The organism is Kitasatospora sp. NBC_00240 (assembly GCF_026342405.1).
In the GTDB taxonomy this organism is placed as follows: Bacteria; Actinomycetota; Actinomycetes; order Streptomycetales; family Streptomycetaceae; genus Kitasatospora.
In genome coordinates this window covers 5,186,978-5,209,599 of sequence record NZ_JAPEMU010000001.1, presented here as the reverse complement: position 1 = coordinate 5,209,599, position 22,622 = coordinate 5,186,978, and the positions used below count along the sequence as shown (strand labels likewise).

20 protein-coding genes, 1 tRNA gene and 1 pseudogene are annotated in these 22,622 nt (G+C 72.7%); 19 read left to right on the top strand and 3 right to left on the bottom strand.

All coding sequences use genetic code 11. From position 1 onward, the window contains the following. Positions 1–33 precede the first annotated feature (33 nt). Positions 34–1,200: a hypothetical protein gene (locus OG689_RS22070; RefSeq protein ID WP_266322638.1), complete on the top strand. Its 1,167-nt coding sequence runs from the start codon at positions 34–36 to the stop codon at positions 1,198–1,200. Positions 1,201–1,258: 58 nt separating this feature from the next. Here OG689_RS22070 and OG689_RS22065 read toward each other — a convergent pair whose 3' ends face one another. Further along, on the bottom strand, positions 1,259–2,896 hold the full coding sequence (locus OG689_RS22065; protein ID WP_266322637.1) for a helicase HerA-like domain-containing protein: 1,638 nt from the start codon (positions 2,894–2,896) through the stop codon (positions 1,259–1,261). A gap of 208 nt (positions 2,897–3,104) precedes the next feature. On the opposite strand from OG689_RS22065, the gene OG689_RS22060 reads away from it, so the two are divergent. Continuing rightward, a complete protein-coding gene (locus OG689_RS22060; RefSeq protein WP_030061387.1) occupies positions 3,105–3,401 on the top strand; it encodes a type II toxin-antitoxin system VapB family antitoxin in 297 nt (98 codons plus the stop codon). Positions 3,402–3,657: 256 nt separating this feature from the next. After that, positions 3,658–4,338 carry a LytR C-terminal domain-containing protein gene (locus OG689_RS22055; RefSeq protein WP_323189385.1) on the top strand — a complete coding sequence of 227 codons (681 nt, stop codon included), beginning with the start codon at positions 3,658–3,660 and terminating at the stop codon, positions 4,336–4,338. Between the two features lie 93 nt (positions 4,339–4,431). Here OG689_RS22055 and upp read toward each other — a convergent pair whose 3' ends face one another. Beyond that, positions 4,432–5,067, bottom strand: a complete 636-nt coding sequence (gene upp / locus OG689_RS22050) for a uracil phosphoribosyltransferase (RefSeq protein WP_191294096.1) — start codon at positions 5,065–5,067, stop codon at positions 4,432–4,434. A 190-nt stretch (positions 5,068–5,257) separates the two neighbouring features. Here upp and OG689_RS22045 point away from each other — a divergent pair, with 190 nt between their 5' ends. The 8 genes from OG689_RS22045 (at position 5,258) to OG689_RS22010 (ending at position 10,768) form a co-directional block, all read left to right on the top strand. After that, entirely contained in the window at positions 5,258–5,494 is a 237-nt protein-coding gene (locus OG689_RS22045) for a hypothetical protein (protein ID WP_229913337.1), read from the top strand. Between the two features lie 208 nt (positions 5,495–5,702). Next, positions 5,703–6,260, top strand: coding sequence for a tRNA adenosine deaminase-associated protein (locus OG689_RS22040; protein ID WP_266322635.1), 558 nt, complete (start codon positions 5,703–5,705; stop codon positions 6,258–6,260). Between the two features lie 121 nt (positions 6,261–6,381). Beyond that, the gene (locus OG689_RS22035; RefSeq protein WP_266322634.1) at positions 6,382–6,972 is read left to right on the top strand and encodes a nucleoside deaminase; all 591 of its coding nucleotides are present in this window, start codon (positions 6,382–6,384) and stop codon (positions 6,970–6,972) included. Positions 6,973–7,002: 30 nt separating this feature from the next. Further along, a tRNA-Ser gene (locus OG689_RS22030) sits at positions 7,003–7,092 on the top strand. A gap of 581 nt (positions 7,093–7,673) precedes the next feature. Next, complete coding sequence (locus tag OG689_RS22025) at positions 7,674–7,838, top strand: hypothetical protein (RefSeq protein WP_190211020.1); 165 nt, start codon at positions 7,674–7,676, stop codon at positions 7,836–7,838. A gap of 123 nt (positions 7,839–7,961) precedes the next feature. Beyond that, positions 7,962–8,255 carry a Dabb family protein gene (locus tag OG689_RS22020; protein ID WP_190211019.1) on the top strand — a complete coding sequence of 98 codons (294 nt, stop codon included), beginning with the start codon at positions 7,962–7,964 and terminating at the stop codon, positions 8,253–8,255. A gap of 318 nt (positions 8,256–8,573) precedes the next feature. Further along, entirely contained in the window at positions 8,574–9,629 is a 1,056-nt protein-coding gene (locus OG689_RS22015) for an RNA polymerase sigma factor SigF (RefSeq protein ID WP_266322633.1), read from the top strand. Between the two features lie 191 nt (positions 9,630–9,820). After that, the gene (locus OG689_RS22010; RefSeq protein WP_266322632.1) at positions 9,821–10,768 is read left to right on the top strand and encodes an RNA polymerase sigma factor SigF; all 948 of its coding nucleotides are present in this window, start codon (positions 9,821–9,823) and stop codon (positions 10,766–10,768) included. A gap of 154 nt (positions 10,769–10,922) precedes the next feature. Here OG689_RS22010 and OG689_RS22005 read toward each other — a convergent pair whose 3' ends face one another. Beyond that, positions 10,923–11,885 (bottom strand): tyrosine-protein phosphatase, encoded by a 963-nt coding sequence (locus OG689_RS22005; RefSeq protein ID WP_266322631.1) that lies wholly within the window; start codon positions 11,883–11,885, stop codon positions 10,923–10,925. Positions 11,886–12,329: 444 nt separating this feature from the next. Between OG689_RS22005 and OG689_RS22000 the strand changes: the two genes are divergently transcribed. The 8 genes and pseudogenes from OG689_RS22000 to OG689_RS21965 all read left to right on the top strand — a co-directional run bounded on the left by OG689_RS22000 (position 12,330) and on the right by OG689_RS21965 (position 22,499). Further along, positions 12,330–14,648 carry a hypothetical protein gene (locus OG689_RS22000; protein ID WP_266322630.1) on the top strand — a complete coding sequence of 773 codons (2,319 nt, stop codon included), beginning with the start codon at positions 12,330–12,332 and terminating at the stop codon, positions 14,646–14,648. A gap of 98 nt (positions 14,649–14,746) precedes the next feature. Then, entirely contained in the window at positions 14,747–16,288 is a 1,542-nt protein-coding gene (pelF, locus tag OG689_RS21995; protein WP_266322629.1) for a GT4 family glycosyltransferase PelF, read from the top strand. After that, the gene (locus OG689_RS21990) at positions 16,285–17,793 is read left to right on the top strand and encodes a hypothetical protein (protein ID WP_266322628.1); all 1,509 of its coding nucleotides are present in this window, start codon (positions 16,285–16,287) and stop codon (positions 17,791–17,793) included. Before pelF ends, OG689_RS21990 begins: the two co-directional genes overlap by 4 nt. 68 nt (positions 17,794–17,861) lie before the next feature. Further along, positions 17,862–18,854, top strand: coding sequence for an SDR family NAD(P)-dependent oxidoreductase (locus OG689_RS21985; protein WP_266322627.1), 993 nt, complete (start codon positions 17,862–17,864; stop codon positions 18,852–18,854). Positions 18,855–18,898: 44 nt separating this feature from the next. After that, a pseudogene (locus OG689_RS21980) lies at positions 18,899–19,603 on the top strand (NDP-sugar synthase); the annotation flags it as partial. Positions 19,604–19,734: 131 nt separating this feature from the next. Beyond that, complete coding sequence (locus tag OG689_RS21975) at positions 19,735–20,634, top strand: NAD(P)-dependent oxidoreductase (RefSeq protein ID WP_266322626.1); 900 nt, start codon at positions 19,735–19,737, stop codon at positions 20,632–20,634. Then, complete coding sequence (locus OG689_RS21970; RefSeq protein ID WP_266322625.1) at positions 20,631–21,329, top strand: spherulation-specific family 4 protein; 699 nt, start codon at positions 20,631–20,633, stop codon at positions 21,327–21,329. The genes OG689_RS21975 and OG689_RS21970 overlap by 4 nt, the downstream gene beginning before the upstream one ends. 165 nt (positions 21,330–21,494) lie before the next feature. After that, positions 21,495–22,499, top strand: coding sequence for an endo alpha-1,4 polygalactosaminidase (locus tag OG689_RS21965; protein ID WP_266322624.1), 1,005 nt, complete (start codon positions 21,495–21,497; stop codon positions 22,497–22,499). Positions 22,500–22,622: the final 123 nt, after the last annotated feature.

Sequence of the window (22,622 nt, the reverse complement as noted above, 5' to 3'; positions counted from 1 at the left end):
GGCACCTGTACCCCCCTGCTCCGGAGCCGCGCCGTGGAGTCGTCCGTCCTCGCCTTCGCCACCGACCTGATCGACGAGGGCGCCGACACGTTCTTCGGCAACCTCACCGACCGCGCCGGCGTCGGCGGCGTCACCCTGGCCTCCGTCTACCACGAGGCCCGTGACGTCTTCCCGCACAACCCCGAGCGGGTGATCCGGTACCTGGAGCCGGGCGCCGCGTACTTCCGCCCGGACCCGTCCCGCTGGGCCGGCCGGCGCCTCGCCCCGGCGCCGTCCACCGCGATCGGCGACCGCGACCCGTTCGCCGAGGCCGCCGACGAGGCCCGCCGGCGCGGCCTCAAGCTGCACGCCTGGACGGTCTTCTGCCACAACGACCGGCTCGGCTTCCAGCACCCGGACTGCGCCCCCGCCAACGCTTTCGGAGACCGCCACCTCACCGAGCTCTGCCCGGCCAACCCCGAGGTCCGCGAGTACGCCGTCACGCTGGTGGCCGAACTCGCCCGGTACGGCGTCGACGCGATCCGGGCCGAGTCGCTGCACTTCCACGGCCTGCGCCACGGCTACCACCACGAGCGCTACTTCGAGGAGCTCGGCCCGCTCGCCGAGGCACTGCTCGGGATCTGCTTCTGCGACCACTGCCGGGCGAACGCCGTCCGCGCGGGCGTCCCCGCCGAGGAGGCCCGCACGGCCGTCCGGGCCGAGCTGCGCCGACGCCTCGCCGACGAGGACGCCGCCGCCGAGCAGACGCCGCTGGACCAGCTGGCGGGCGGCGCGGTCGCCGCGTACGTCGACGCCTCGGCGCTCACCGTCACCTCGCTGTCCGCCGAGGTGGCCGAGGCCGCCGGGCAGCACGGCATGCGGCTGACCTTCATGGACGGCGGCGGGCCCGGCAGGGGCTGGCTCTCCGGCATCGAGCTGCCGGCCCTCGCGAAGGCCGCCCACCAGATCGAGACGCTGGGCTACGCGAAGACCCCGGAGGCCGTCCGCGAGAAGGTCGCCGCGTTCGCGCTGCACGGCGTCCGCCCGGAGGACATGGCGGTGATCCTGCGTCCGATGGCCTCCGACTGCGACGGGCCGGCCAACCTCGCCGCCAAGATCGAGGTGCTGCGCTCGCTGGGCGTGCCGGAGGTCGAGTTCTACAACTACGGCCTGATGCGGCTGTCCTCGATGGACCGGATCGGCGCCGCGCTGGCCGGCTGACCCCGCCCCGCCGGGCCGGCGGCCGACCCGCCCGGCCGGCCGCCGGCCCGGCGCGCCGTCACCGCCGTCGCCTGGACGTCCCGAACAGGCTGCGGCTGATCTCCCGGCCGAGCTGCGTACCGGCCGAGCGGGCGAAGGACTTCAGCGCGGGGTTGGCCAGCAGCGAGCCGAGCAGCCCGCCCTCGTCCTTCCCGGCCCTCCCGGCCCTCCCGTCCTGCCCGGGCTTCGCCGGCTTGTCCGTCCGACCGGACCCGGCCGGCGGCGGCGCGTCCTGGGGTTCCGGCCGGGCCGCGCGGGCGGCCAGCTTCTCGTACGCCGACTCCCGGTCGATCGCGTCCCGGTACCGCGCGCCCAGCGGGGACGCGTCCACCGCGGCCCGCAGGGCCTGCTCCCCGAGCGGACCCATCAGCGAGCGCGGCGCCCGCAGCCGGGTCGCCGCCACCGGCGTCGGCGCGCCCGTCTCGGAGAGCACCGTCACCACGGCCTCCCCGGTGCCGAGCGAGGTCAGCACCTCGGCCAGGTCGTAGGAGGAGCGGGGGAAGGTCGAGACGGTCGCCTTCAGCGCCTTGGCGTCGTCCGGGGTGAAGGCCCGCAGCGCGTGCTGCACCCGGTTGCCCAGCTGGGCCAGCACCTCGCCCGGCACGTCCTTCGGCGACTGGGTCACGAAGAAGATCCCGATCCCCTTCGACCTGATCAGCCGTACGGTCTGGGTGATCGCCTCCAGGAAGGCCTCGGAGGCGCCCTTGAACAGCAGGTGCGCTTCGTCGAAGAAGAAGACCAGCTTGGGTTTGTCCAGGTCGCCGACCTCCGGCAGCTCCTGGTGGAGGTCGGCCAGCAGCCACATCAGGAAGGTGGAGAACAGCCTCGGCCGGTCCTGCACGGCGGGCAGTTCCAGGACGGAGACCGTCCCCTCCCCGGTGGGGCCGACCCGCAGCAGGTCGGCGGTGTCGAACTCGGGCTCGCCGAAGAACGCCCCCGCGCCCTCGTTGTCGAGCACGGTGAGGGAGCGCAGGATGACGCCGGCCGTGGCCGCCGAGAGGCCGCCGATGTCCTTCAGCTCCGCCTTGCCCTCGGGGGAGGTGAGGAAGGTGATGACCGCGGTGAGGTCCTTGAGGTCGTACAGCTCCAGGCCCTGCTTGTCGGCGTAGTGGAAGACCAGGCCGAGCGAGGCCTCCTGGGTCTCGTTCAGGTCGAGCACCTTGGCCAGCAGCAGCGGGCCGAAGCTGGTGACGGTGGCTCGGACGGGGATGCCGGCGCCCTGCCCGCCGAGCGCGTAGAACTCGGCCGGGCAGCCCTGCGGGGTCCAGTCCTGGCCCACGTCGGCGGCCCGGCCGGTGATCCGGGCGCCGGGGGTGCCGGGGGCCGCGATGCCGGAGACGTCGCCCTTGATGTCGGCGAGGAACACCGGGACACCTTGGGCGGAGAGCTGTTCGGCGATCAGCTGCAGGGTCTTGGTCTTGCCGGTGCCGGTGGCCCCGGCGACCAGCCCGTGCCGGTTGAGCACCGGGAGCGGGATCCGGACCGGTGCGGCCGGGTACGCCGTGCCGTCGAGCAGGGCGGCGCCGAGATCCAGGGCCGGCCCGGTGAAGGCGTAGCCCGCGGCGATCTCCCGCACGGCCGCCGGCAGCCCGGCCTCCGGCAGGTCCCGGCCGGCCGCATCCTCGCCGGACGGGCCCGGTTTCTGGTCGGTGGTCATCTGGGCACGCTCCTGGGCAGGCTGGACAACGATCGCGACATTTCCCATGAAACATCCGCAATCGCCCGCCGGAGCTGCGCGACAGGCCCCCGCACGCGGGAACATTTCGCCCGCAGTTCCGGGCATCGACGCAGGTCGGCCATACTCAGGCGGTCTTGCCGGGCCGCGTCTGCTGCGCCGGCCGCCACCCAAACGGTAGGCTTTCCGTGTGATCTTCAAGCGCATCGGCAACGGGCGGCCGTACCCGGATCACGGCCGGACCAGCACCCGCCAGTGGGCGGACGTCGCCCCACGCCCGGTGCGACTGGACCAGCTGGTGACCACCAAGGGGCAGTTGGACCTCGAAACCCTGCTGGCGGAGGACTCCACCTTCTACGGGGACCTCTTCGCCCACGTCGTCAAGTGGCACGGCGACCTCTACCTGGAGGACGGGCTGCACCGTGCCGTCCGGGCGGCCCTGCAGCAGCGTCAGGTGCTGCACGCCCGCGTCCTCGAAATGGAGTGACGGGCCCGGCCCGTCGCTCCACCCTGTCCGGCAGGCACTCCGGCCTGCCCTGCCACGCCCCGCACCAGGGCGCCTCCCGCTCGGCCCGTACATCCTTTCGGGTGCCGCCGTACTCCAGATGATGATCATTTAGTACCTTCGGAGCGGTCCCGCACTAGTCTGCTGACAACGGCCGAAATCTCCCTGGCGCCCCGCCCGACCGGCCGTACCCGTCACCGAACCCCGCCCTGGCACGAGGGGGAGACAAACCGTGAGCATGTTGACTCCCCAAGGCTTGAAGGGGAAGCAGTACCGGGTCACCGGCACCGCGTATCCGCGGCTCGGCCGACCCCCCAGGAAGGGCCGCAAGATCTTCGCGTTCATCTGCTCGCTGCTCGCGCTGGCCCTGATCGGCCTCGGCGGCGTGCAGCTGGTGGACATCTTCACCGGGAAGTTCAAGCACGCCACCGCCCAGGCCTGCGCGACCCCGTCGGCCGCCGCCACCGGCAAGGCACTGGCGGCCCCGGCCGCCGACGCCCCGCCGGGCACGTCGCCCGCCCCGGCCGCGCCGGTCGACCCGGCCGCCGTCCCGCAGCCCCAGGCCGTGACCGTCAACGTCTACAACGCCACCGCCAAGGCCGGCCTGGCCGGCCGCACCGCCGAGGAGCTGAAGAAGCGCGGCTTCGTCATCGGCACCGTCGGAAACGCGCCGACCGCCCTCGACAAGAAGGTGCCCGGCACCGCCCAGGTGATCGGCGGCCCCGCCGCCGTCGGCGCCATGACCCTGCTGACCTCGCAGATCGCCGGCGCCACCAGCACCCCCGACGCCCGGACGGACGCGACCGTCGACTTCGTGATCGGTGACAGCTACAACGCCCTGCTGGACGAGACCCAGGCCGCCGCGGCACTCGCGCTGGCCACCAAGCCCTCGCCGACCCCCACCCCGGGCAGCTGCTGAGGCGGACGCGACCACCCTGAGCACGGCGAAGGCCCCCGGTGACCGGGGGCCTTCGCCGTGCTCAGGGTTCGGGGGACGCGACCCGGGGGCGGTTCAGCCCGCGGTGCCGTAGAGGCGGTCCCCGGCGTCGCCGAGGCCCGGGACGATGTAGCCGTTCTCGTTGAGGCGCTCGTCGACCGCGGCGGTGACGACGGTGACCGGCAGGCCGGTCAGCTCCTTCTCCATCACCGCGACGCCCTCGGGGGCCGCCAGCAGCACGACCGCGGTGACGTCGGTGGCGCCGCGGTCGATCAGCATCCGGATGGCCGCGACCAGCGTGCCGCCGGTCGCCAGCATCGGGTCCAGCACGTACACCTGGCGGCCGGAGAGGTCGTCGGGCATCCGGGTCGCGTAGGTGGAGGCCTCCAGGGTCTCCTCGTTGCGCACCATGCCCAGGAAGCCGACCTCGGCGGTCGGCAGCAGCCGGGTCATCCCGTCGAGCATGCCGAGGCCGGCCCGCAGGATCGGGACGACCAGCGGGCGGGGGTAGCTCAGCCGGGTGCCGGTGGTGACCGCGACCGGTGTGGTGATCTCCACCGCCTCGGTGCGGACGTCCCGGGTGGCCTCGTACGCGAGCAGGGTGACCAGCTCGTCGGTGAGGCGACGGAAGGTCGGTGAGTCGGTGCGCTCGTCGCGCAGGGTGGAGAGCTTGTGGGCGACCAGGGGGTGGTCGACGACGTGGATCCGCATGTCTCGACCATAACCGCGGCCGGACACCCGTACGACCCGCCGAACGGGGCCCTGCGGCCGCCCGCGGGCCGGCACCCGCCGCGGGCACCGACCGTCACGCGATCGGCGGCACGCCGTGACACACCGCGAATGCCCGAGTCGATCCCGCTCCTGTGGTATCAAACCGGCGGATCTGGGAAGGTCAGACGCTATGACGAGCAACCCGAACGCCGGGGGCGGCTCGACGGGCGGGCCGCTGGGCCCGTCGGGCGGGCCCGCGAGGGCGGCCCCGGACCACCCGGAGACCGAGACGGAACGCCGCAAGCGGCGGGCCGTGTTCCTGCGTGAGCTGGCCGAGGCACGCGAACTGCGGGCCCGGGTGCAGCCCCGGCGCACCAAGGAGCGGCGGATGCGCGAGGCCATGCGGATGCGGACCTTCCGGATCTGACGGCGTGTCGGCCCACTTCTCGGCCCCCGGCCAATACTTCCTACACGAGCTGCGAAGACGCGCTGCCGAACACCCCCCGCAATCGCGGGCTTTCTGTCACGATTCCGATGGGACGGTCCGAACAGCGGACCGCCTCCGGCGCGGGGGCGGCCAGACCGCGTTCGCCCGAGATCGCCTACAGCCGAGACCAATCTTGGGAGTGTCCCTGGTGGCGTACTTCGCTGCAGTGCTTGCTCGCACCGAGGACGGGTGGGATGTGAGCGAGACGGAACTCGACAGCGTCGAGAGTCTCGCCGACCTGGCCGACCTGGCCCGCGAGGCCGCACAGGAGGACGACAGCGTGCTCGTCTTCATCGAACAGGAGGACGCGTGGTTCGCCATCGTCCGCGTGGACGGTGAGGAGGACCCACGGATCTTCGTCTCGGACGGCGCCGCAGCCGCCCGCAGTTCCTACGGGTCGGTCCTCACCGACGAGCTGGTGGAACAGGCCGGCGAGAGCGAGTTCGACGACCTCGACAACCTCGTCGCCGAGCTGGACGACGAGGACTCGGCCTCCGAGGAGGACGAGGACGAGGACGACGGCCCCGCCCTGGGTCCCGGCGGGGTGCCGGTCGGCCCGCTCGGCGACTCCGAGATCCTGGCCGAGTTCGGGCTCGCCGCCAAGGATCTCGTCGACCTCAGCGGCGAGGGCGCGGTGCCGGGCGACGCCCTGGCCGAGATCGCCGACGCCCTGGGCTGCGGCGAGATCCTGGAGGCGGTGCGGTAACCGCCGTGCGGACGCCGGGTGCGGGCGGCCCACCGCCGGCCCCGGGCCGGCGGCTCCCGCAGGACGGCCCCGGACGCACGCGCCGTCCGGACGCCACCGCGGATGCCCGACACTGGATGCCATGCAGTCCGCCCCGCAGATCGCCCCGCTGCCCGCACCCGTCCGCCCCGACCCGGTCCGCGACCGGTGGGCGGCGCCGATGCGCCTCGCCGTCGCCGAGGCCGCCCTGGCGCCGGCCACCGGCGACGTACCGGTCGGGGCACTGGTGCTCGGGCCCGACGGGACCGTCCTCGGGCGGGGCCACAACGAGCGGGAGGCGGTCGGGGACCCGACCGCCCACGCCGAGGTGGTCGCCATCCGCGCGGCCGCGAAGGCCCTGAACGAAGGCCTGCACACCCTCGCCGGCACCGATGCCGGGGCCGAGCAGCGGCGTGCGGGCGAGTGGCGGCTGGCCGGCTGCACGCTGGTCGTCACCCTGGAGCCCTGCACCATGTGCGCGGGCGCGATCGTGCTCTCCCGGATCGCCCGGGTCGTGTACGGCGCTTACGACGAGAAGGCCGGCGCGGCCGGCTCGCTCTTCGACGTGGTCCGCGACCGGCGGCTCAACCACCGGCCCGAGGTGATCGCGGGCGTGCTGGCCGACGAGTGCGGCGAACAGCTCCGCTCCTTCTTCGACGGCCACCGGCCCGGTTCCGCGGAACGGATTTCGTGACCACCACCGGCGTCCGGTAGAGTCTCCCTCGGTAGCGTGTCCGAGCGGCCAAAGGAGCACGCCTCGAAAGCGTGTGTGGGGGCAACTTCACCGTGGGTTCGAATCCCACCGCTACCGCCACTTCGAGAAGGGCCCGTCCTCGCGGACGGGCCCTTCGTCGTTACCCGGCCGTCCCGGCCCCGCCCGCCCTTTTACGCACCCCCGAACCGTGGTACCCGGCCCGACTCCGGACATGGCAAGGCTCCGCACCCGGACCGATGACCACCATCATCGGAGGGGTGCGGAGCCTGGAGGGGGAACGGTTCCGGGGGATCGAACCGCTCCCCCGGCGGAGTCCCACAACCGGCACCGCGTCGGGGGGAAGCCGCGGCGGCCGGTCCCACAGCGGGGAGCTCCGGATCGCTGTACCGGTGATTCCTGCCAGATCCTCGGTACAACAACCATCCTGCTCCACCGGGCCCGCCGGGGCACCCGCAGAAAGCCCCCACTCGCGGGGACCTTCGTCCCGTCGGGCGAACGGGATGCTGATCCGCTGCGCCGTCCGGTCGAACGGACCGGACGGCGGACGGGGCGGAAGAAGGGCGGGAATCCGGGCGCCGCGCCGCCGCCCGCGCTGGGCCGGTCGGTCTAAGCTGCTGCCAGGCAAGGGGACGCTCGGGGACCGGATGACGGCGGCCCACGGCAGGGAGGCGGGCAGTTCGATGGCACAGGCGCGGAAGATCGGCATGTACCTCCTGCTCATCTTCGTCCTCTACACGATCATCACCTCCCCCGCCCGCGCGGCCGAGCTCGTCCAGTCGGGGTTCGAGGGGATCTCGACGGCGGCCAAGGCCGTCGGCACGTTCATGACCGGTCTGGTCAAGTAGCCCCCCGCCCGGCCGACGGCGCCCGACCCGGGCACCCGGCCCGGTGAGGGCCGTGCGGAGCCGGTCCGGACCGGGCGGCTACCGTGGCACGGTCCACCACCCTCGCCCGCTGGGAGCGGCATCATGATCCGGCACCTGGTCCTTTTCAAGCTCGACGAAGGCGTCACCAAGGACGACGAGCGTGCGCTCGCCGGCGCCAAGGCCTTCGAGGAGCTCGGCTCGCTGATCCCCGAACTCCGTGAGTGGGAGTGCGCCTGGAACATCACCGACCGCGACATCGCCTACGACTACGCGATCAACAGCCTGGTCGAGGACCGCGCGGCGCTGCAGGCGTACATCGCCCATCCGGCCCACCAGGCCGCCGCCGGGCAGTGGCGGGAGTTCGCCACCTGGGTGATTGCCGACATCGAGGTCTGATCCCCCGAGCGCGTCGGTCGCATCCGTACGACCCCTGGCGCCCCGCCTCCGACCGAGCCGGGGCGCCTTTCGCATGCCCGGACGGGGCGCCCGGGCGCTGCGCCGGATGCCCCAACGGTGCTTCAACACACCTCCGCGCGGTACTTGAACGAACTGTGCCCACCTTGTGATGCTATGACCGGTTTTGCCGGACATGGCGAGGTGATGAACGGGGGCACGACACCCGACCCGCAGGTCCCCACCGTTGTCGATCTTGGGAGGGGTGAGTCCGTGCGGACTCGAGGGAGTGCACCTGATGTCGGCACGGGCCCGCCGGCCGTGACCGTCTCCGCGACCGTCACCACCGGCGCCACCACCACGGCGGTGGCCGCCGTCCAGCCCGCCCAGACCGTCCAGCCACCCCCACCGTCCCCGCCGCCCCTGACCGCTCAACCCGTCCAGCCGCCCCAGGCCGCCCGGCCCCCGCAGACCCCGCAGACCGTCCGGTCCGGCTTCGCCGACCGGACCGAGCCCGACGACCCGGGCGACGAGGCCTTGGTCAAGCCCTCGCCGGACGAGGCGGTCGCGGCCGTCTTCGGCCCGGCCGGCGAGCTCAGGCCCGGCGGGCGGCGGCCCGCGGTGGACGTCCGGACACTGACCCGGGTGCTCTTCGAGCGGCTCGCCGAACTGCCCCCGGACGCCCCCGAGCGGCGGCGGGTGCGGGCCGCGCTGATCGAGGTCAACATCCCGCTGGTGCGCTACGCCGCGACCAGGTTCCGCAGCCGCAACGAGCCGATGGAGGACGTCGTCCAGGTCGGCACCATCGGGCTGATCAACGCGATCGACCGGTTCGACCCGAGCCGGGGGGTGCAGTTCCCGACATACGCGCTGCCGACCATCCTCGGCGAGATCAAGCGGTACTTCCGCGACAACGTCCGCACCATGCACGTACCGCGCCGGCTCCAGGAGCTGTGGGTCCAGGTCAGCGGCGCGATGGAGGAACTGACGGTCACCCACGGGCGGGCGCCGAAGGTCCCCGAGATCGCGGCCAGCCTGCGGATCCCGGAGGAGGACGTCCGGGCCTGCCTGGACGCCGGCCGGGCCTACAACGCCGCCTCGCTGGAGGCGGCGCAGGAGCACGAGGGCGGCCTGGCACTGCTCGACCGGCTCGGCTACGAGGACTCCGCCCTGGCCGAGGTCGAGCACCGGGACATGGTCCGGCACCTGCTGGTGCAGCTGCCCGAGCGCGAGCGGCGGATCATCATGCTGCGATTCTTCGCCAATCTGACGCAGTCGCAGATCAGTAATGAGCTGGGCATGTCACAGATGCACGTCTCCCGTCTGCTCTCCCGGATCCTGACGAGGCTTCGGACCGGCAATTCCTGGGAAGACTGACCGTCACAGACCCACCCATACCGCCAGATTCGGACCAGTCGTACCGGGATTGCTGCGCGTTACTGCCACGTGACATCTTGCGATGTTCGGGTTTGCGGGCACCCGGGGGCCGGTATGGAGGGGGAGGGCGCCGCGCGGGAACCACCGGGCGGTGACGAGCGTTCAACAGTCAGTCACAAGGGGGTGGGTGCATGTCCGGAGAGCTGGGCACTGCTGAGATCCACGGCGCCATCACGGTCGTCGACCAGATCCCTGTCCAGGGGGCCCGGCGGCAGGCCGCGCCGCCGCCCGCGCCGGACACTGTCGACACGCCCGGTACGCCCGACACACCGGAGGCGCCCGTCGCGGCCGCGACCCCCGCCGCACCGGCGACGCCGGCGCTGGACACCCGCACGCTCTCGCGGGCGCTGTTCCTGCGGCTGGCCACCCTGGAGGCGGGCAGCGCGGAGCACACCTACGTCCGCGACACGCTGATCGAGCTCAACCTGCCGCTGGTCCGGTACGCCTCCGCGCGCTTCCGCAGCCGCAACGAGCCGATGGAGGACATCGTCCAGGTCGGCACGATCGGGCTGATCAAGGCGATCGACCGCTTCGACCCGGAGCGCGGGGTCGAGTTCCCGACCTTCGCGATGCCCACCGTGGTCGGCGAGATCAAGCGCTTCTTCCGTGACACCAGCTGGTCGGTCCGGGTGCCCCGGCGGCTCCAGGAGCTGCGGCTGGCGCTCACCAAGGCCGGCGACGAGCTGGCGCAGAAGCTCGACCGCTCCCCCACCGTCGCCGAGCTGGCCGTCTGCCTGGGCGTCAGCGAGGAGGACGTGGTCGAGGGCCTGGCGGTGGGCAACGCGTACACCGCGAGCTCGCTCGACTCCAGCCCCGGCGAGGAGGACGGGGACGGCCCGCTGGCCGAGCGCCTCGGCTACGAGGACCTCGCCCTGGAGGGCGTGGAGTACCGCGAGTCGCTGAAGCCGCTGCTGGCGAAGCTGCCGCCGCGGGAGCGCCGGATCATCATGCTCCGGTTCTTCGGGAACCTGACCCAGTCGCAGATCGGCGAGGAGATCGGCATCTCGCAGATGCACGTCTCCCGGCTGCTCACCAAGACCCTCACCCAGCTGCGCGAGGGCCTGATCAGCGAGGCCTGAGGGGCCCGTACGGGGGCTCCGGGAGTCCGTTCCCGGTCACACCCGCACCAGGCGCCCCACAGGCCCGAGGAGGCCCGCCGGGGCCCCGTCCGTCCCGCCCGCCGGAGCAGTCCGCCGGCGGCCGGGACGCGGGGCCCGACGGGCCTCCTCGGCGTCAGCCCGCCAGCAGGTTGGCCCGCAGGCCTGCCAGCACCTCGTCGTCCAGGCCGAGGCCGTCCTGCCAGAACTCCTCGAACGACGCCCAGCCCTTGGCGACCTCCTCGAAGGCGGCCTCCAGGTAGCCGCGGTCGGCGCGGAAGACCGGCAGCAGCAGCTCCGGCTCCTGCATCAGACCCCGGGTGCCGAAGCTGTCGACGATGTGCTCGACGATCGCGGCGGACCGCTCGTTGGTCAGCAGGTAGTCGGTGAAGACGGTGTCGCGGTCCACCCCGAGGGCGGTGAGCAGGACCGCGGCCGTCCAGCCGGTGCGGTCCTTGCCGGCCGAGCAGTGGAAGAGCAGCGGCGCGCCGTCCGGAGCGGCCAGCAGCCGCAGCACGGTGGCGAACCGCTCCCGGGCGACCGGGTCGGTGACGAACCAGCGGTAGAGGCCGACCATCATCGCGGCGGCCCGGCCGTCGCCGAGCAGGGCGCGCTGCTTCTCGGGGCTGCGGTCGGCCAGCGCGTCGCGCAGGGCGACGTAGATGTCGAAGTCCGCGGCGAAGACCGGCAGGTGGTGCAGGGTGACGCCGTCGGGGGTGGTGCGCCCGACGGTGATCGGGGTGGCGGAGAGCTCGGCGGCGGCGATCTCGGCGACCGGCAGGCCGGGGACCCGGTCCGGACCCGCCTCGCGCACCTCGTCCAGGCTGCGCAGGTCGACGATCTGGCGCAGGCCATACCCGACGAGTAGGTCGAGGTCCTCGTCGGTGAGGCGGTTGAGGCCGTCGCTGCGCAGCGCGACGCCGTGCCGCAGCACCGAGCCGTCGGCCGTCCGGTATCCGCCGAGGTCGCGGGCGTTGACGGCGCCGCGCAGGCCGAGACTGCGGGCGGCCGCGGCGTCGGCGAGCGGCCCGCCGGGCAGGACGTCGGCGACCCGGCCGGTGGGGCCGGGGGCTGCGGTCTCGGTCTGCTGATCTGTCACGGGTCGGGCCTCCATCGGATATTCGGAACGCCGCAGCGCAGAACCTCGCACGATGTTGCATGAACCTGCCCGACAGAGGGCACAGATGTGCGAGAGTGGTGGTGCTTGATCAGTCTAGGCAGCCTGGTGGGGCCTACCCGGGAGTAGCCGGTGACCAGCGAAGATCCCGCCGACGGCCACTTTCGCCAACAGATTGCTGTCAGCTGCTGACGGATTGTTGTTCTCATTTAATTATTTGCGTAGATTGTGCCTTTCTGACCGCGTTCAAACCCTTTATGGCATCGCCATGAACGTTGGTAACAGATTCGCTGCACTCTCACCCATTTGGTCCCTAGCACCCCTGAACCTCCACCAAGATGACACCAGGCAGCCTGCTGCCTTCGAACAGAGTCAGGGCAGGCGCGCCGAGCAGCGGACCGCCCCTGCCCAATGGGGAGGAACCACATGGGTCGAGCGACCCGAAGAGCTGCCGCTTGCGCGGTGGCAGTCCTGCTGGCCGGCGGTCTCCAGTCGTCCTTCGCCAACGCCGCGACGACGACCCGGATCGACCTCACCGTGCTCGTGATCAGCGACGGTGGCCCCGCCACCGCCGCCATCGCCGCCGAACTGGCGAGCCAGGGCACCCCCTACAAGATCGTCAATCTGAACGACGCCAACCGGCCCGTGATCGATGCCGCCTTCCTGAGCGACACCGTCAACGGGCAGCCCCGCGCGAAGTTCCAGGGTGTCGTCCTGCCCAACGACAACCCCTTCGCCGCCGGGTCCGCCGAGATGACGGCCCTCGCCGCCTTCGAGGCCGCCTTCGGCATCCGACAGGTCGACGCCTACACCTATGCCCGCCCGGACGTCGGTCTGAACTGGGCGCAGAACCCCGGTTACATCGGCAGCCTCGACGGCGCCCAGGGCCAGGTCACCACGACCGGCCTGGCCGGCCCGTTCGGCTACCTCAAGGGCAGCGTCCCGTTCGAGGACAACGACCCGAACATCGGCGAGAGCTACGGCTACCTCGCCACCCCGCTGGCCGGCGCCGATTTCAAGCCACTCGTGGAGGCCCCGATCCCGGGCACCACCGAGCGCGGCTCGCTGGTCGGCGAGTACACCCACGACGGCCGCAAGGAACTGGTCGTCACCTTCGTCTACAACCAGTACCAGCAGCAGTACCGGCTGCTGGCCCGGGGCATGGTCGACTGGGTGACCCAGGGCATCCACCTCGGCTACGACCGCAACTACTTCGCGGCCCACGTCGACGACGTCTTCCTCGCGGACGACCGCTGGGACACCACCCTCAAGTGCACCCCCGGTGACGTCACCTGCCCGCCCGGCACGCCCGAGTCGACCAATCCGATCCGGATGACGCCGGCCGACGCGCAGTACGCGAAGCAGTGGCAGATCGACCACAACTTCACCATGGACATGGTGTTCAACGGTGGCGGCAGCGAGGACTGGAAGGCGGACCACGAGGTCACCGCCGACCCGGTCGTCGACCAGATGGTGACCGACCAGGCCAGCTACCGCTGGATCAACCACACCTACACGCACCCGTACCTGGGCTGCCTGCAGGACGTCTCGGTGGTGCCGTGGAAGTGCACCAAGGACGCGGGCGGCAACACCGTCTGGGTGGACCAGGCGACCATCACCGGCCAGATCAAGAACAACCTGGACTGGGCCGCCGCGCACCACATCACGCTCGACAAGAGCGAGCTCGTCACCGGTGAGCACTCGGGTCTGCTGACCGCTCCCCAGGAGACCAGCGACAACCCGTACCTGGCGCCCTCCCTGGTCACCAACGGTGTCAAGTGGACGGCGAGCGACGCCTCCCGCGAGAGCGGCCAGCGCGCCGTCGGCAGCTCCACGCTGACCGTCCCGCGGTACCCGATGAACGTCTTCTACAACGCCGGCACGGCGGTGGAGGAGACCGACGAGTACAACTGGATCTACACCAGCGTCGCCAACGGCGGCAGCGGGGTCTGCGAGAACAACGCGAACTCCACCTGCCTCACCACCCCGCTGAACACCTCCACCGGCTACACCTCGTACATCGTGCCGCTGGAGGCGCGGATCGACCTGGGCCACGTGCTCAACAACGACCCGCGGCCGCACTTCATCCACCAGTCGAACCTGGCCGAGGGCCGGATCGTCTACCCCGTCCTGGACACGGTGCTCTCCACGTACCGCAACCTGTACGCGGACAACGCCCCGATCGTGAACCTCCCGCAGCGCGAGATCGGCGCCGAGTTCCAGCGCCGCGCGGCCTGGAACACCGCCCTGGCCGCCGGCCAGATCACGGCGTACCGGATCGGTGACACCGTCACGGTGAACGCGCCCGCCGGGCTGGCGAGCGAGGCCACCATGCCGACCGGCACGGTCCAGAAGCTCACCTTCGGCAGCACCGCGTTCGGCACCGCCTACGCCGGTACGCTGTCCGGCTGGGTCAAGGCCGGCTCGCTGCAGAGCACCGTCACGCTGAAGCTGACGGCCGCGCAGACCCCGGCGGCCCCGGCCGCCGCCGCTGCCGCCGCCGCCAAGACGGCGCCCGTCACCGCGCCGGCCGCCAAGACGGTCGTCCCGAACGGCGCCGCCACCGCGGTCCCGGTCGGCCCGAGCGACACCGACCGGACCGACGCGGCGACGCTGGTGCCCGGCAGTGGCAAGCCCGTCCTCGGCAAGGCCCTCCTGGGCAAGGCCGGGAACAACACCGCGGGCAAGCCCGCCGCGGGCAAGAGCACGGCGAAGAAGCCCGCCGGCAAGTCCGGCAAGCAGTAAGACGCAGGAACGGTGGTGGGGCGGGCGATCCCGCCCCACCACCGGCTGTACGTCCGCCACCACATCGGACGTCGACGGGAGAAGGAGGGGGATCGGGGATGCGCGTCACCCTGCTCACCGAGGGGACGTATCCGCACCAGCACGGGGGCGTGAGTGTCTGGTGCGACCAGCTCGTCCAGGGCATGCCGGACGTCGATTTCGACATCGTCGCGGTGACCGGCACCGGCCACGAGCCGCTCGCCTGGGAACTGCCCGCCAACGTGCGGTCGGTGACCACCGCACCGCTCTGGGGCCCGGCCTCGGGTGCCAAGCCGCCGCGCCGCAAGGAGCTGCGGAGATTCCTCGACGCGTACGAGCGCTTCCTGCACTCCATCCTCGACCCGGTCTACACCACCCACTTCGGCACGGAGCTGTACGGCTTCGCCGACCTCGCCCGGCGCGGCCTGCTCAGCCCGGCGCTGCGCAGCGAACCCGCCCTGCGCACCCTGCAGCGTGTCTGGACCCGCGACTACCTGCCGACCGCCGTCTCCCGGCCCACCCTGCACGACGCGCTCAATGCGACCGACCTGCTGGAGCACGCACTGCGCCCGCTCTCGGTCGAACCGCCGCAGGACGGCGTCGCGCACGCGGCCAGCGGCGGCCTGGCGACCCTGCCCGGCCTGATCGCCTCGCAGCAGTTCGGCGTACCGTTCCTGCTCACCGAGCACGGCATCTACCTGCGCGAGCGCTACCTCGGCTACCGCACCGGCCCGTACCGGTGGCCGGTCAAGGCGCTGCTGCTGGGCTTCTACCGGATGCTCGCCGAGGAGAGCTACCGGCGGGCCGCGCTGGTCACCCCCGGCAACCGGTACAACCGGCGCTGGGAGGAGCGCGGCGGCACGCCGTCCGCGCACATCCGCACCGTCTACAACGGCGTCGACCCGGCGGCCTTCCCGCCCGCCGGTCCCGAGCCGCAGACCCCCACCCTGAGCTGGGCCGGCCGGGTCGACCCGATCAAGGACCTGGAGACGCTGATCCGGGCCTTCGCGATCGTCCTCAAGGAGATGCCGGACGCCAAGCTGCGGCTGTTCGGCGGGACCCCCAAGGGCGGCGAGGGCTACCGCGACGGCTGCATAGCCCTGGCCGCCGAGCTCGGCATCGCCGACTCGGTGGTCTTCGAGGGCCGCGTCGCCGACATCACCGACGCCTACGCGGCCGGGAACGTGGTGATGCTCTCCAGCATCAGCGAGGGCTTCCCGTTCACCCTGATCGAGGCGATGTCCTGCGGCCGCTCGACCGTCTCCACCGATGTGGGCGGCGTCCGCGAGGCCGTCGGCGACACCGGCCTGGTCGTCCCGCCGCGCGAGCCCGAGCCGATGGCCGCCGCCGCCCTGGAGCTGCTGCGCGACCCGGAACGCCGGGCCCGGCTCGGCGAGCAGGCCCGGCTGCGGGTGATCGAGCAGTTCACCCTGCGCCAGAACATCGACGGCTTCCGCAACATCTACACCGAGCTGCTCGGCACCGCCCGCTGGCTGCCCGAGGGCGTCGTCGCGGTCGGCGCCGACGGCCCGGACCTGCCGCAGGAGCGCGCCGGCACGGCCGCCGGCCGCCCCGTCACCAGCTGGGGCCGGCGCGCCGAGAAGCTGCAGGAGGCCCGATGAGCGGCCCGCTGCGACTCGTCCCCGACGAGGCCGGCCCCGAGTGGGCCGAGCAGACCATGCAGTTGCGCACCCTGCCGCGCCAGCGCCGCCGCCCGGAGCCGGCGGACGACGGCCTCGACCTCTCCGCCGACCCGATCGACGCCCTCGCCGAGCGGCTCGCCGACGTCTGCGCCGACGCCGTGCACCCGTACGAGATCGCGGCGTTCCTGGAGTCGGACGGGCTGACGGACGAGCAGGCCGCGCTGAACTACGGCCGGCCCGACTCCTTCACCCTCGCCGAGGAGCTGTTCACCAAGGTCGCCCGGCGCTACCCCGGCCCGAGCGCCGAGTTCGCCAACCCCTGGCGGGCCGACCCCTGGCGCTGCGTGGTGCGCGGCCTGGTGTTCGCGCTGCCCGGCCTCGGCTACCTGCTCGGCGCCAACCTCTTCGCGGTCGACCGGATGCGCTTCGGCCTGCCCTCGGGCATGGTCGCGCTCTCCGTCGCCACCCTGGCCAGCTGGTCCTGGAACCAGGCGCTCGCCCACCGCTCCTACGCCTGGCTCGGACGCGGCAGGCGCCGCGCCGCCGGCCGCTGCCTGGCGATCGGCGCCCCGGCGGGCGCGCTGGTCGCGGCCGTCAGCGCCTACGTGGTCGGCGGGCCGCTCAGCTCGCTGCTGTTCGCGGCCGGGCAGTCCGGGTACCTGGCGGCCGCCACCGTGCTGCTGGTGCTCGGCCGGGAGAAGTCCCTACTGGTGGCCCTGGCGCCGTCGGCCCTCGGCGCGGGCGTGGTCCTCGCCGTGGACGTGCCGCAGGTCGTCCGGACCTGCGTCCTGCTCGCCACCCTCGCGCTCGCCCTCGCGCTGGCCGTCCGGGAGGTGATCCGCTGCCTGCGCTCCGAGCAGGACGCCACCGTGCTGCGGCTGCCGCTGAGCAAGGAGATCCCGCAGGGCCTGTTCGGGCTCGCGGTCGGCACCCTGACCCTGATCGCCGGCCTCGGCACCACCATCCACCAGGCGGTCGACGGGGGCGTCCGGGTCGGCGACGCCGCCGCCCCGACCGGGCCGGCGATGGTCGCGCTGACCCTCAGTCTCGGCCTCGCCGAGTGGCTGCTGTTCCGCTACCGGGCGATGGCCGTCGCCGCGCTGCGCACCAGCCACACCCCCGGCCAGTTCGTCCGCCGGACCGGCGGCGTGCTGCTCGGCTGCCTGCTCACCTACCTCACCACCGTGGCCGCGCTGGACGCGGCCGCCACCGTGCTCTGGCCGGGAGCGCCGAACCTCGGGACCGTCCAACTGGGCGCCCTGCTGGTCCTCGGCGGCGCGCTCTGGCTGGCCCTGCTGATGAACGCCTTCGGCCACAGCTGGAGCACCGCCCTGATCTGCCTGGCCGCCGCGATCGCCGAGTGCGCCGGGCTGCTGGCCGGTGCGGACCCGACCCTCCTGCAGCTGATCGGCTGCGGGGCGGCCGCCCTGGTCCTCACCTCCATCGCCGGGCCCGCGCTCGGCAGAACCACCAAGCACCGCTGAACCGCGCCGGCCGCGGGGCCAGGCACGACACCCACCTCAGCTGAACACCCACCAGAAAGAGAACGCGTATGAGCACCGTCGCCGTCACCGGAGCCGAGGGCTTCATCGGCTCCCACCTCGTCGAGACCCTGGTCGCCGACGGCCACCAGGTCCGCGCGATGGTCCAGTACAACTCCTTCTCCTCCTTCGGCTGGCTGGAGACCCTCGACCGCGAGGTGCTCGACTCGGTCGAGATCGTCCTCGGCGACGTCCGCGACCCGGGCTCGGTCAACGGCCTGGTCAAGGGCACCGAGGCGGTCTACCACCTGGCCGCCCTGATCGCGATCCCCTACTCCTACCGGGCGCCGCACTCGTACATCGAGACCAACGTCACCGGCACCCTCAACGTCCTGGAGGCCGTGCGCCACCTGGAGATCCCGCGCCTGGTGCACACCTCGACCAGCGAGACCTACGGCACCGCGCAGACCGTGCCGATCACCGAGGACCACCCGATCAACACGCAGTCCCCCTACGCGGCCTCCAAGGCCGGCGGGGACCGCCTCGCGGACAGCTACCACGCGAGCTTCGAGACCCCGGTCGTCACGCTGCGCCCGTTCAACACCTTCGGCCCGCGCCAGTCGATGCGCGCGGTCATCCCGACCGTGATCGCCCAGCTCGCCGCCGGCGAGACCGTGATCACCCTCGGCGACCTGCGCCCGACCCGTGACTTCACCTTCGTCAAGGACACCGCGGCCGCCTTCCGCACCGTCGGCACCGCGCCCGCCGAGACCGTGGTCGGCAAGACCTTCAACGCCGGCACCGGCGGCGAGATCTCGGTCGGCGACCTGGTCACCCTGGTCGGCAAGCTGATGGGCGTCGACGTCACCGTCAGGGAGGACGAGCAGCGCATCCGCCCGGCCAACTCCGAGGTCATGCGTCTGGTCGCGGACGCCACCCGGCTGCGCACGGCCACCGGCTGGGCCCCGGGCCACTCCCTGGAGGAGGGCCTGGAGCAGACCATCGAGTTCTTCCGGGACCCGGCCAACCTGTCCCGGTACAAGACCGACCTGTACAACGTCTGATCCGTCCAGCACATGCAGACATCGTCTTCCGTGGGGGAACCACCATGCACGCAGTGATCCTGGCCGGCGGCAAGGGCGTACGCCTTCGTCCCTACACCACCGCCCTTCCCAAGCCGCTCGTCCCGATCGGCGACCAGCACGCGATCCTGGAGATCGTGATGCGCCAGCTCGCCTCGGCGGGCTTCAAGACCGTGACGCTGGCCATCGGCCACCTCGGCCACATCATCCGCGCCTACGTCGGCAACGGTTCGCAGTGGGGGCTGCGGGTCGGCTACGCCGTCGAGGACAGCCCGCTCGGCACCATGGGCCCGCTGCTCACCATGCAGGACCGGCTGCCGGAGAACTTCCTGGTGATGAACGGCGACATCCTCACCGACCTGGACTTCGCCGGGGTGCTCAAGCACCACGAGGAGTCCAAGGCGCCGCTGACCATCGCCACCTACGCCCGCCAGGTCAAGATCGACTTCGGCGTGCTGACCACCGAGGGCAGCAGCATCGTCGGCTTCCAGGAGAAGCCCAGCATCGACTACCGCGTCTCGATGGGCGTCTACGGCGTCTCCCGCTCCACCCTCGCCAAGTACACCCCGGGCCTGCCGCTCGGCTTCGACGAGCTCGTCCTGGACCTGCTCGCCGCCGAGACCCCGCCCTCCGCCTACGAGTTCAGCGGCTACTGGCTCGACATCGGCCGCCCCGACGACTACGACCGGGCCAACGCCGAGTTCGCGACGCACCGCTCGCTGCTGCTGCGCGACGAGGCACCCGAGGGCCTGCACTCCGTGCCGTCCGCCGAGGCCCCGGCCACGCCGGTCCCGGCCGCCCGGACCGCCACGGAGGCGTCCTCCGAGCCGGTGCAGCCCACCGGCGCCGACGGGCGGGCCGCGTGAGGATCCTGCTGCTCGGCGCCGACGGCTTCCTCGGCCGGCACGCCGCCGACGCCCTGCGCGAGCTGCCCGGGGCCACCCTGCTCACCGGCGGCCGCCGGGCCGCCCACGACCTGCCGGTCGACCTCGCGACGGCGCAGGCCGACGTGCTGGCCGAGCAGTTGCGGCAGCTCTCGGTCGACGCGGTGGTCAACTTCGCCGGCGCGGTGGCCGGCAGCGCCGTCAAGCTCGCCGAGGTCAACGCCCGCGGCCCGGCCGTGCTCTGCGAGGCGCTCCGGGAGGGCGCCCCGCAGGCCCGGCTGGTGCACATCGGCTCGGCCGGCGAGTACGGCGCCTGCGAGAACGGCACCTCGCTGGGCGAATCCGCGCAGCCCCGCCCGGTCGGGGTGTACGGCGCCACCAAGCTGGCCGGCAGCCTCGCGGTGGCCGGTTCGGCGCTGGACGCGGTGGTCCTGCGGGTCTTCAACCCGGTCGGGCCCGGCGCGCCGGCCGGCTCGCTGCCCGGCCGGCTCGCCGCCGAGCTGCGCCGGGCCGGCCCGGACGGCGTGGTGGAGGTCGGCGACCTCTCCGCGTACCGGGACTTCGTGGACGCCCGGGACATCGCCCGGGCGGTCGCGCTGGCCGTCTCGGCACCGGCCCCGCTGCCCCGGGTGATCAACCTGGCCGGTGGCGTGGCCCGCCCGGTGCGGGCGATCGCGGACGGCCTGGTGGCCGCGGCCGCCTTCGCCGGCCGGATCGACGAGAGCGGCGCCGGCTCGGAGCGGTCCGCCGCCGTCTCCTGGCAGCAGGCCGACATCTCCCTCGCCGCACAGGAGCTGGGGTGGAAGCCGGAGACCGATCTCGGTGACACCCTGCGCGACCTGTGGCTGAGCACCGAGCCGGACCCGGTCGCCGCATGACCGCCGGCTCCTCCCACGACGGCCGCCTGCTGGTGCCGCTGTACGTCCACCCCGCGGTGGACCCGGCGGCCTGGCGGGCGGTCGCCGCCGCCGGGCCCGCCCGGGTCGCCGGCGTCGTCATCAACATCGCCGACGGCCCCGGTGACGCCTTCGACAACGTCTTCGCGGCCGGCGCCGAAGAGGTGCGGGCGGCCGGCATACCGCTGCTCGCCTACTCGGACACCGACTACGGCCGCCGTCCCCACGCGGACGTGGTCGGGGACCTGCTGACCTATCGTCAGTGGTACGCCCCGGACGGTGTCTACTTCGACCAGGTCGCCGGCCACACCGGCGCCCTGCCGCACTACCGCCGGCTGGCCACCGCCGCCCGCGCGGCCGGTTGCGGCACCGTCGTCTTCGGCCACGGCGACCACCCCGAACCGGGTTACGCCGAGATCGGCCTGGCCGATCTGCTGGTCACCTTCGAGGGCGACTGGGAGGCGTACCGTGAGATGACCCTGCCGCTGTGGACGGGCCGTCACGCCGCCGCCCACTTCTGCCACCTGGTGTACGACGTACCGGCCGAGGCCGCCGTCGAGGCCGCGGCGCTGATCACCGCGCGAAGAGCCGGCGTCGGCTGCGCGGTCCCCGGCAGCGGGGACAACCCGTGGTCGACCCTGCCGTTCGAACTGTCGGCGCTCCAGACCCAGGGCTGACCGGCTGCGCCCGCGATCCGGGCCGACAGCCCCCGCGCGCGGACCCGACCGGCCCGCACCGCAGCAGGCCCGGAGCTGACCTGACCGGACCGACACGGACCCGAGCAGCACAGACCTGAGCACCACAGACCAGACCGACCCGATCCGATCCGGAGTTCGAGTACTGTGACCCGCCGTTCCAGGCCCATGCTGGCCGCCATCGCCCTGACCACCGCCCTGCTGGCGACCTCCTGCAGCAGCTCGGACGACGGCGACGACGAGACCTCCGCCGACGCGACGGGCTCCGGATCGCCGGTGGCCACCGCCCCGGCGGTCCCCCAGCCGAGCACGCCTTCGGACACCCCGACGGACACCGGCTCCGCGACCCCCGGCACGACCGGGCCCGCACCGGCCACCCCGGCCCCCGGGACGCCCCCGGCACCCGGCACCCCCCGGCCCACCGGCCAGCCGCCCGCCCCGGGCCCGGCCGGCGCCGTCTGGCAGCCCAAGCCCGGCGTCACCTGGCAGTGGCAGCTCGGCGGCACCCTGGACCAGTCGGTGGACGTACCGGTGTACGACATCGACGGCTTCGAGCACGACGCCTCGGTGGTCGCCTCGCTGCACGCCAAGGGCCGCAAGGTGATCTGCTACGTCAACGCCGGCTCCTGGGAGGACTTCCGCCCGGACGCCGCCGCCTTCTCCAAGAGCATGCAGGGCTCGGGGAACGGCTGGCAGGGCGAGAAGTGGTTCGACATCCGGCAGATCGACAAGCTGAAGCCGCTGATGGCGACCCGCTTCGACATGTGCAAGGCGAAGGGCTTCGACGCCGTCGAGCCCGACCTGCTCGACGCCTACATCAACAAGACCGGTTTCCCGCTCACCGCGGACGACCAGCTGAAGTACAACCGCATGATCGCCGGCCTGGCGCACGAGCGCGGCATGGCGGTGGCCCTGAAGAACGACCTCGACCAGATCCCCGCCCTGGTCGGTGACTTCGACTTCGCGGTCAACGAGCAGTGCGCGGAGTTCAGCGAGTGCGACAAGCTCAGCCCGTTCATCAAGGCGGGCAAGGCCGTGCTGCACGTCGAGTACAAGGTGCCGACGAGCAAGTTCTGCGGGCAGGCGAAGGCCCTGGGCCTCAGCTCGATGGAGAAGCACCTGGAGCTGGACGCCTGGCGCCAGCCCTGCTGATCGGCCTGCCGCGACGACCGGCCGGGCCTGCCCAGCAGGCCCGGCCGACGCGTCGGTCCGGCGCGCGGGCCGGAGCCGGGCCGCGCGCCGGGACACCCGAGCCGGAGCCGGGCCGGGCGGAAT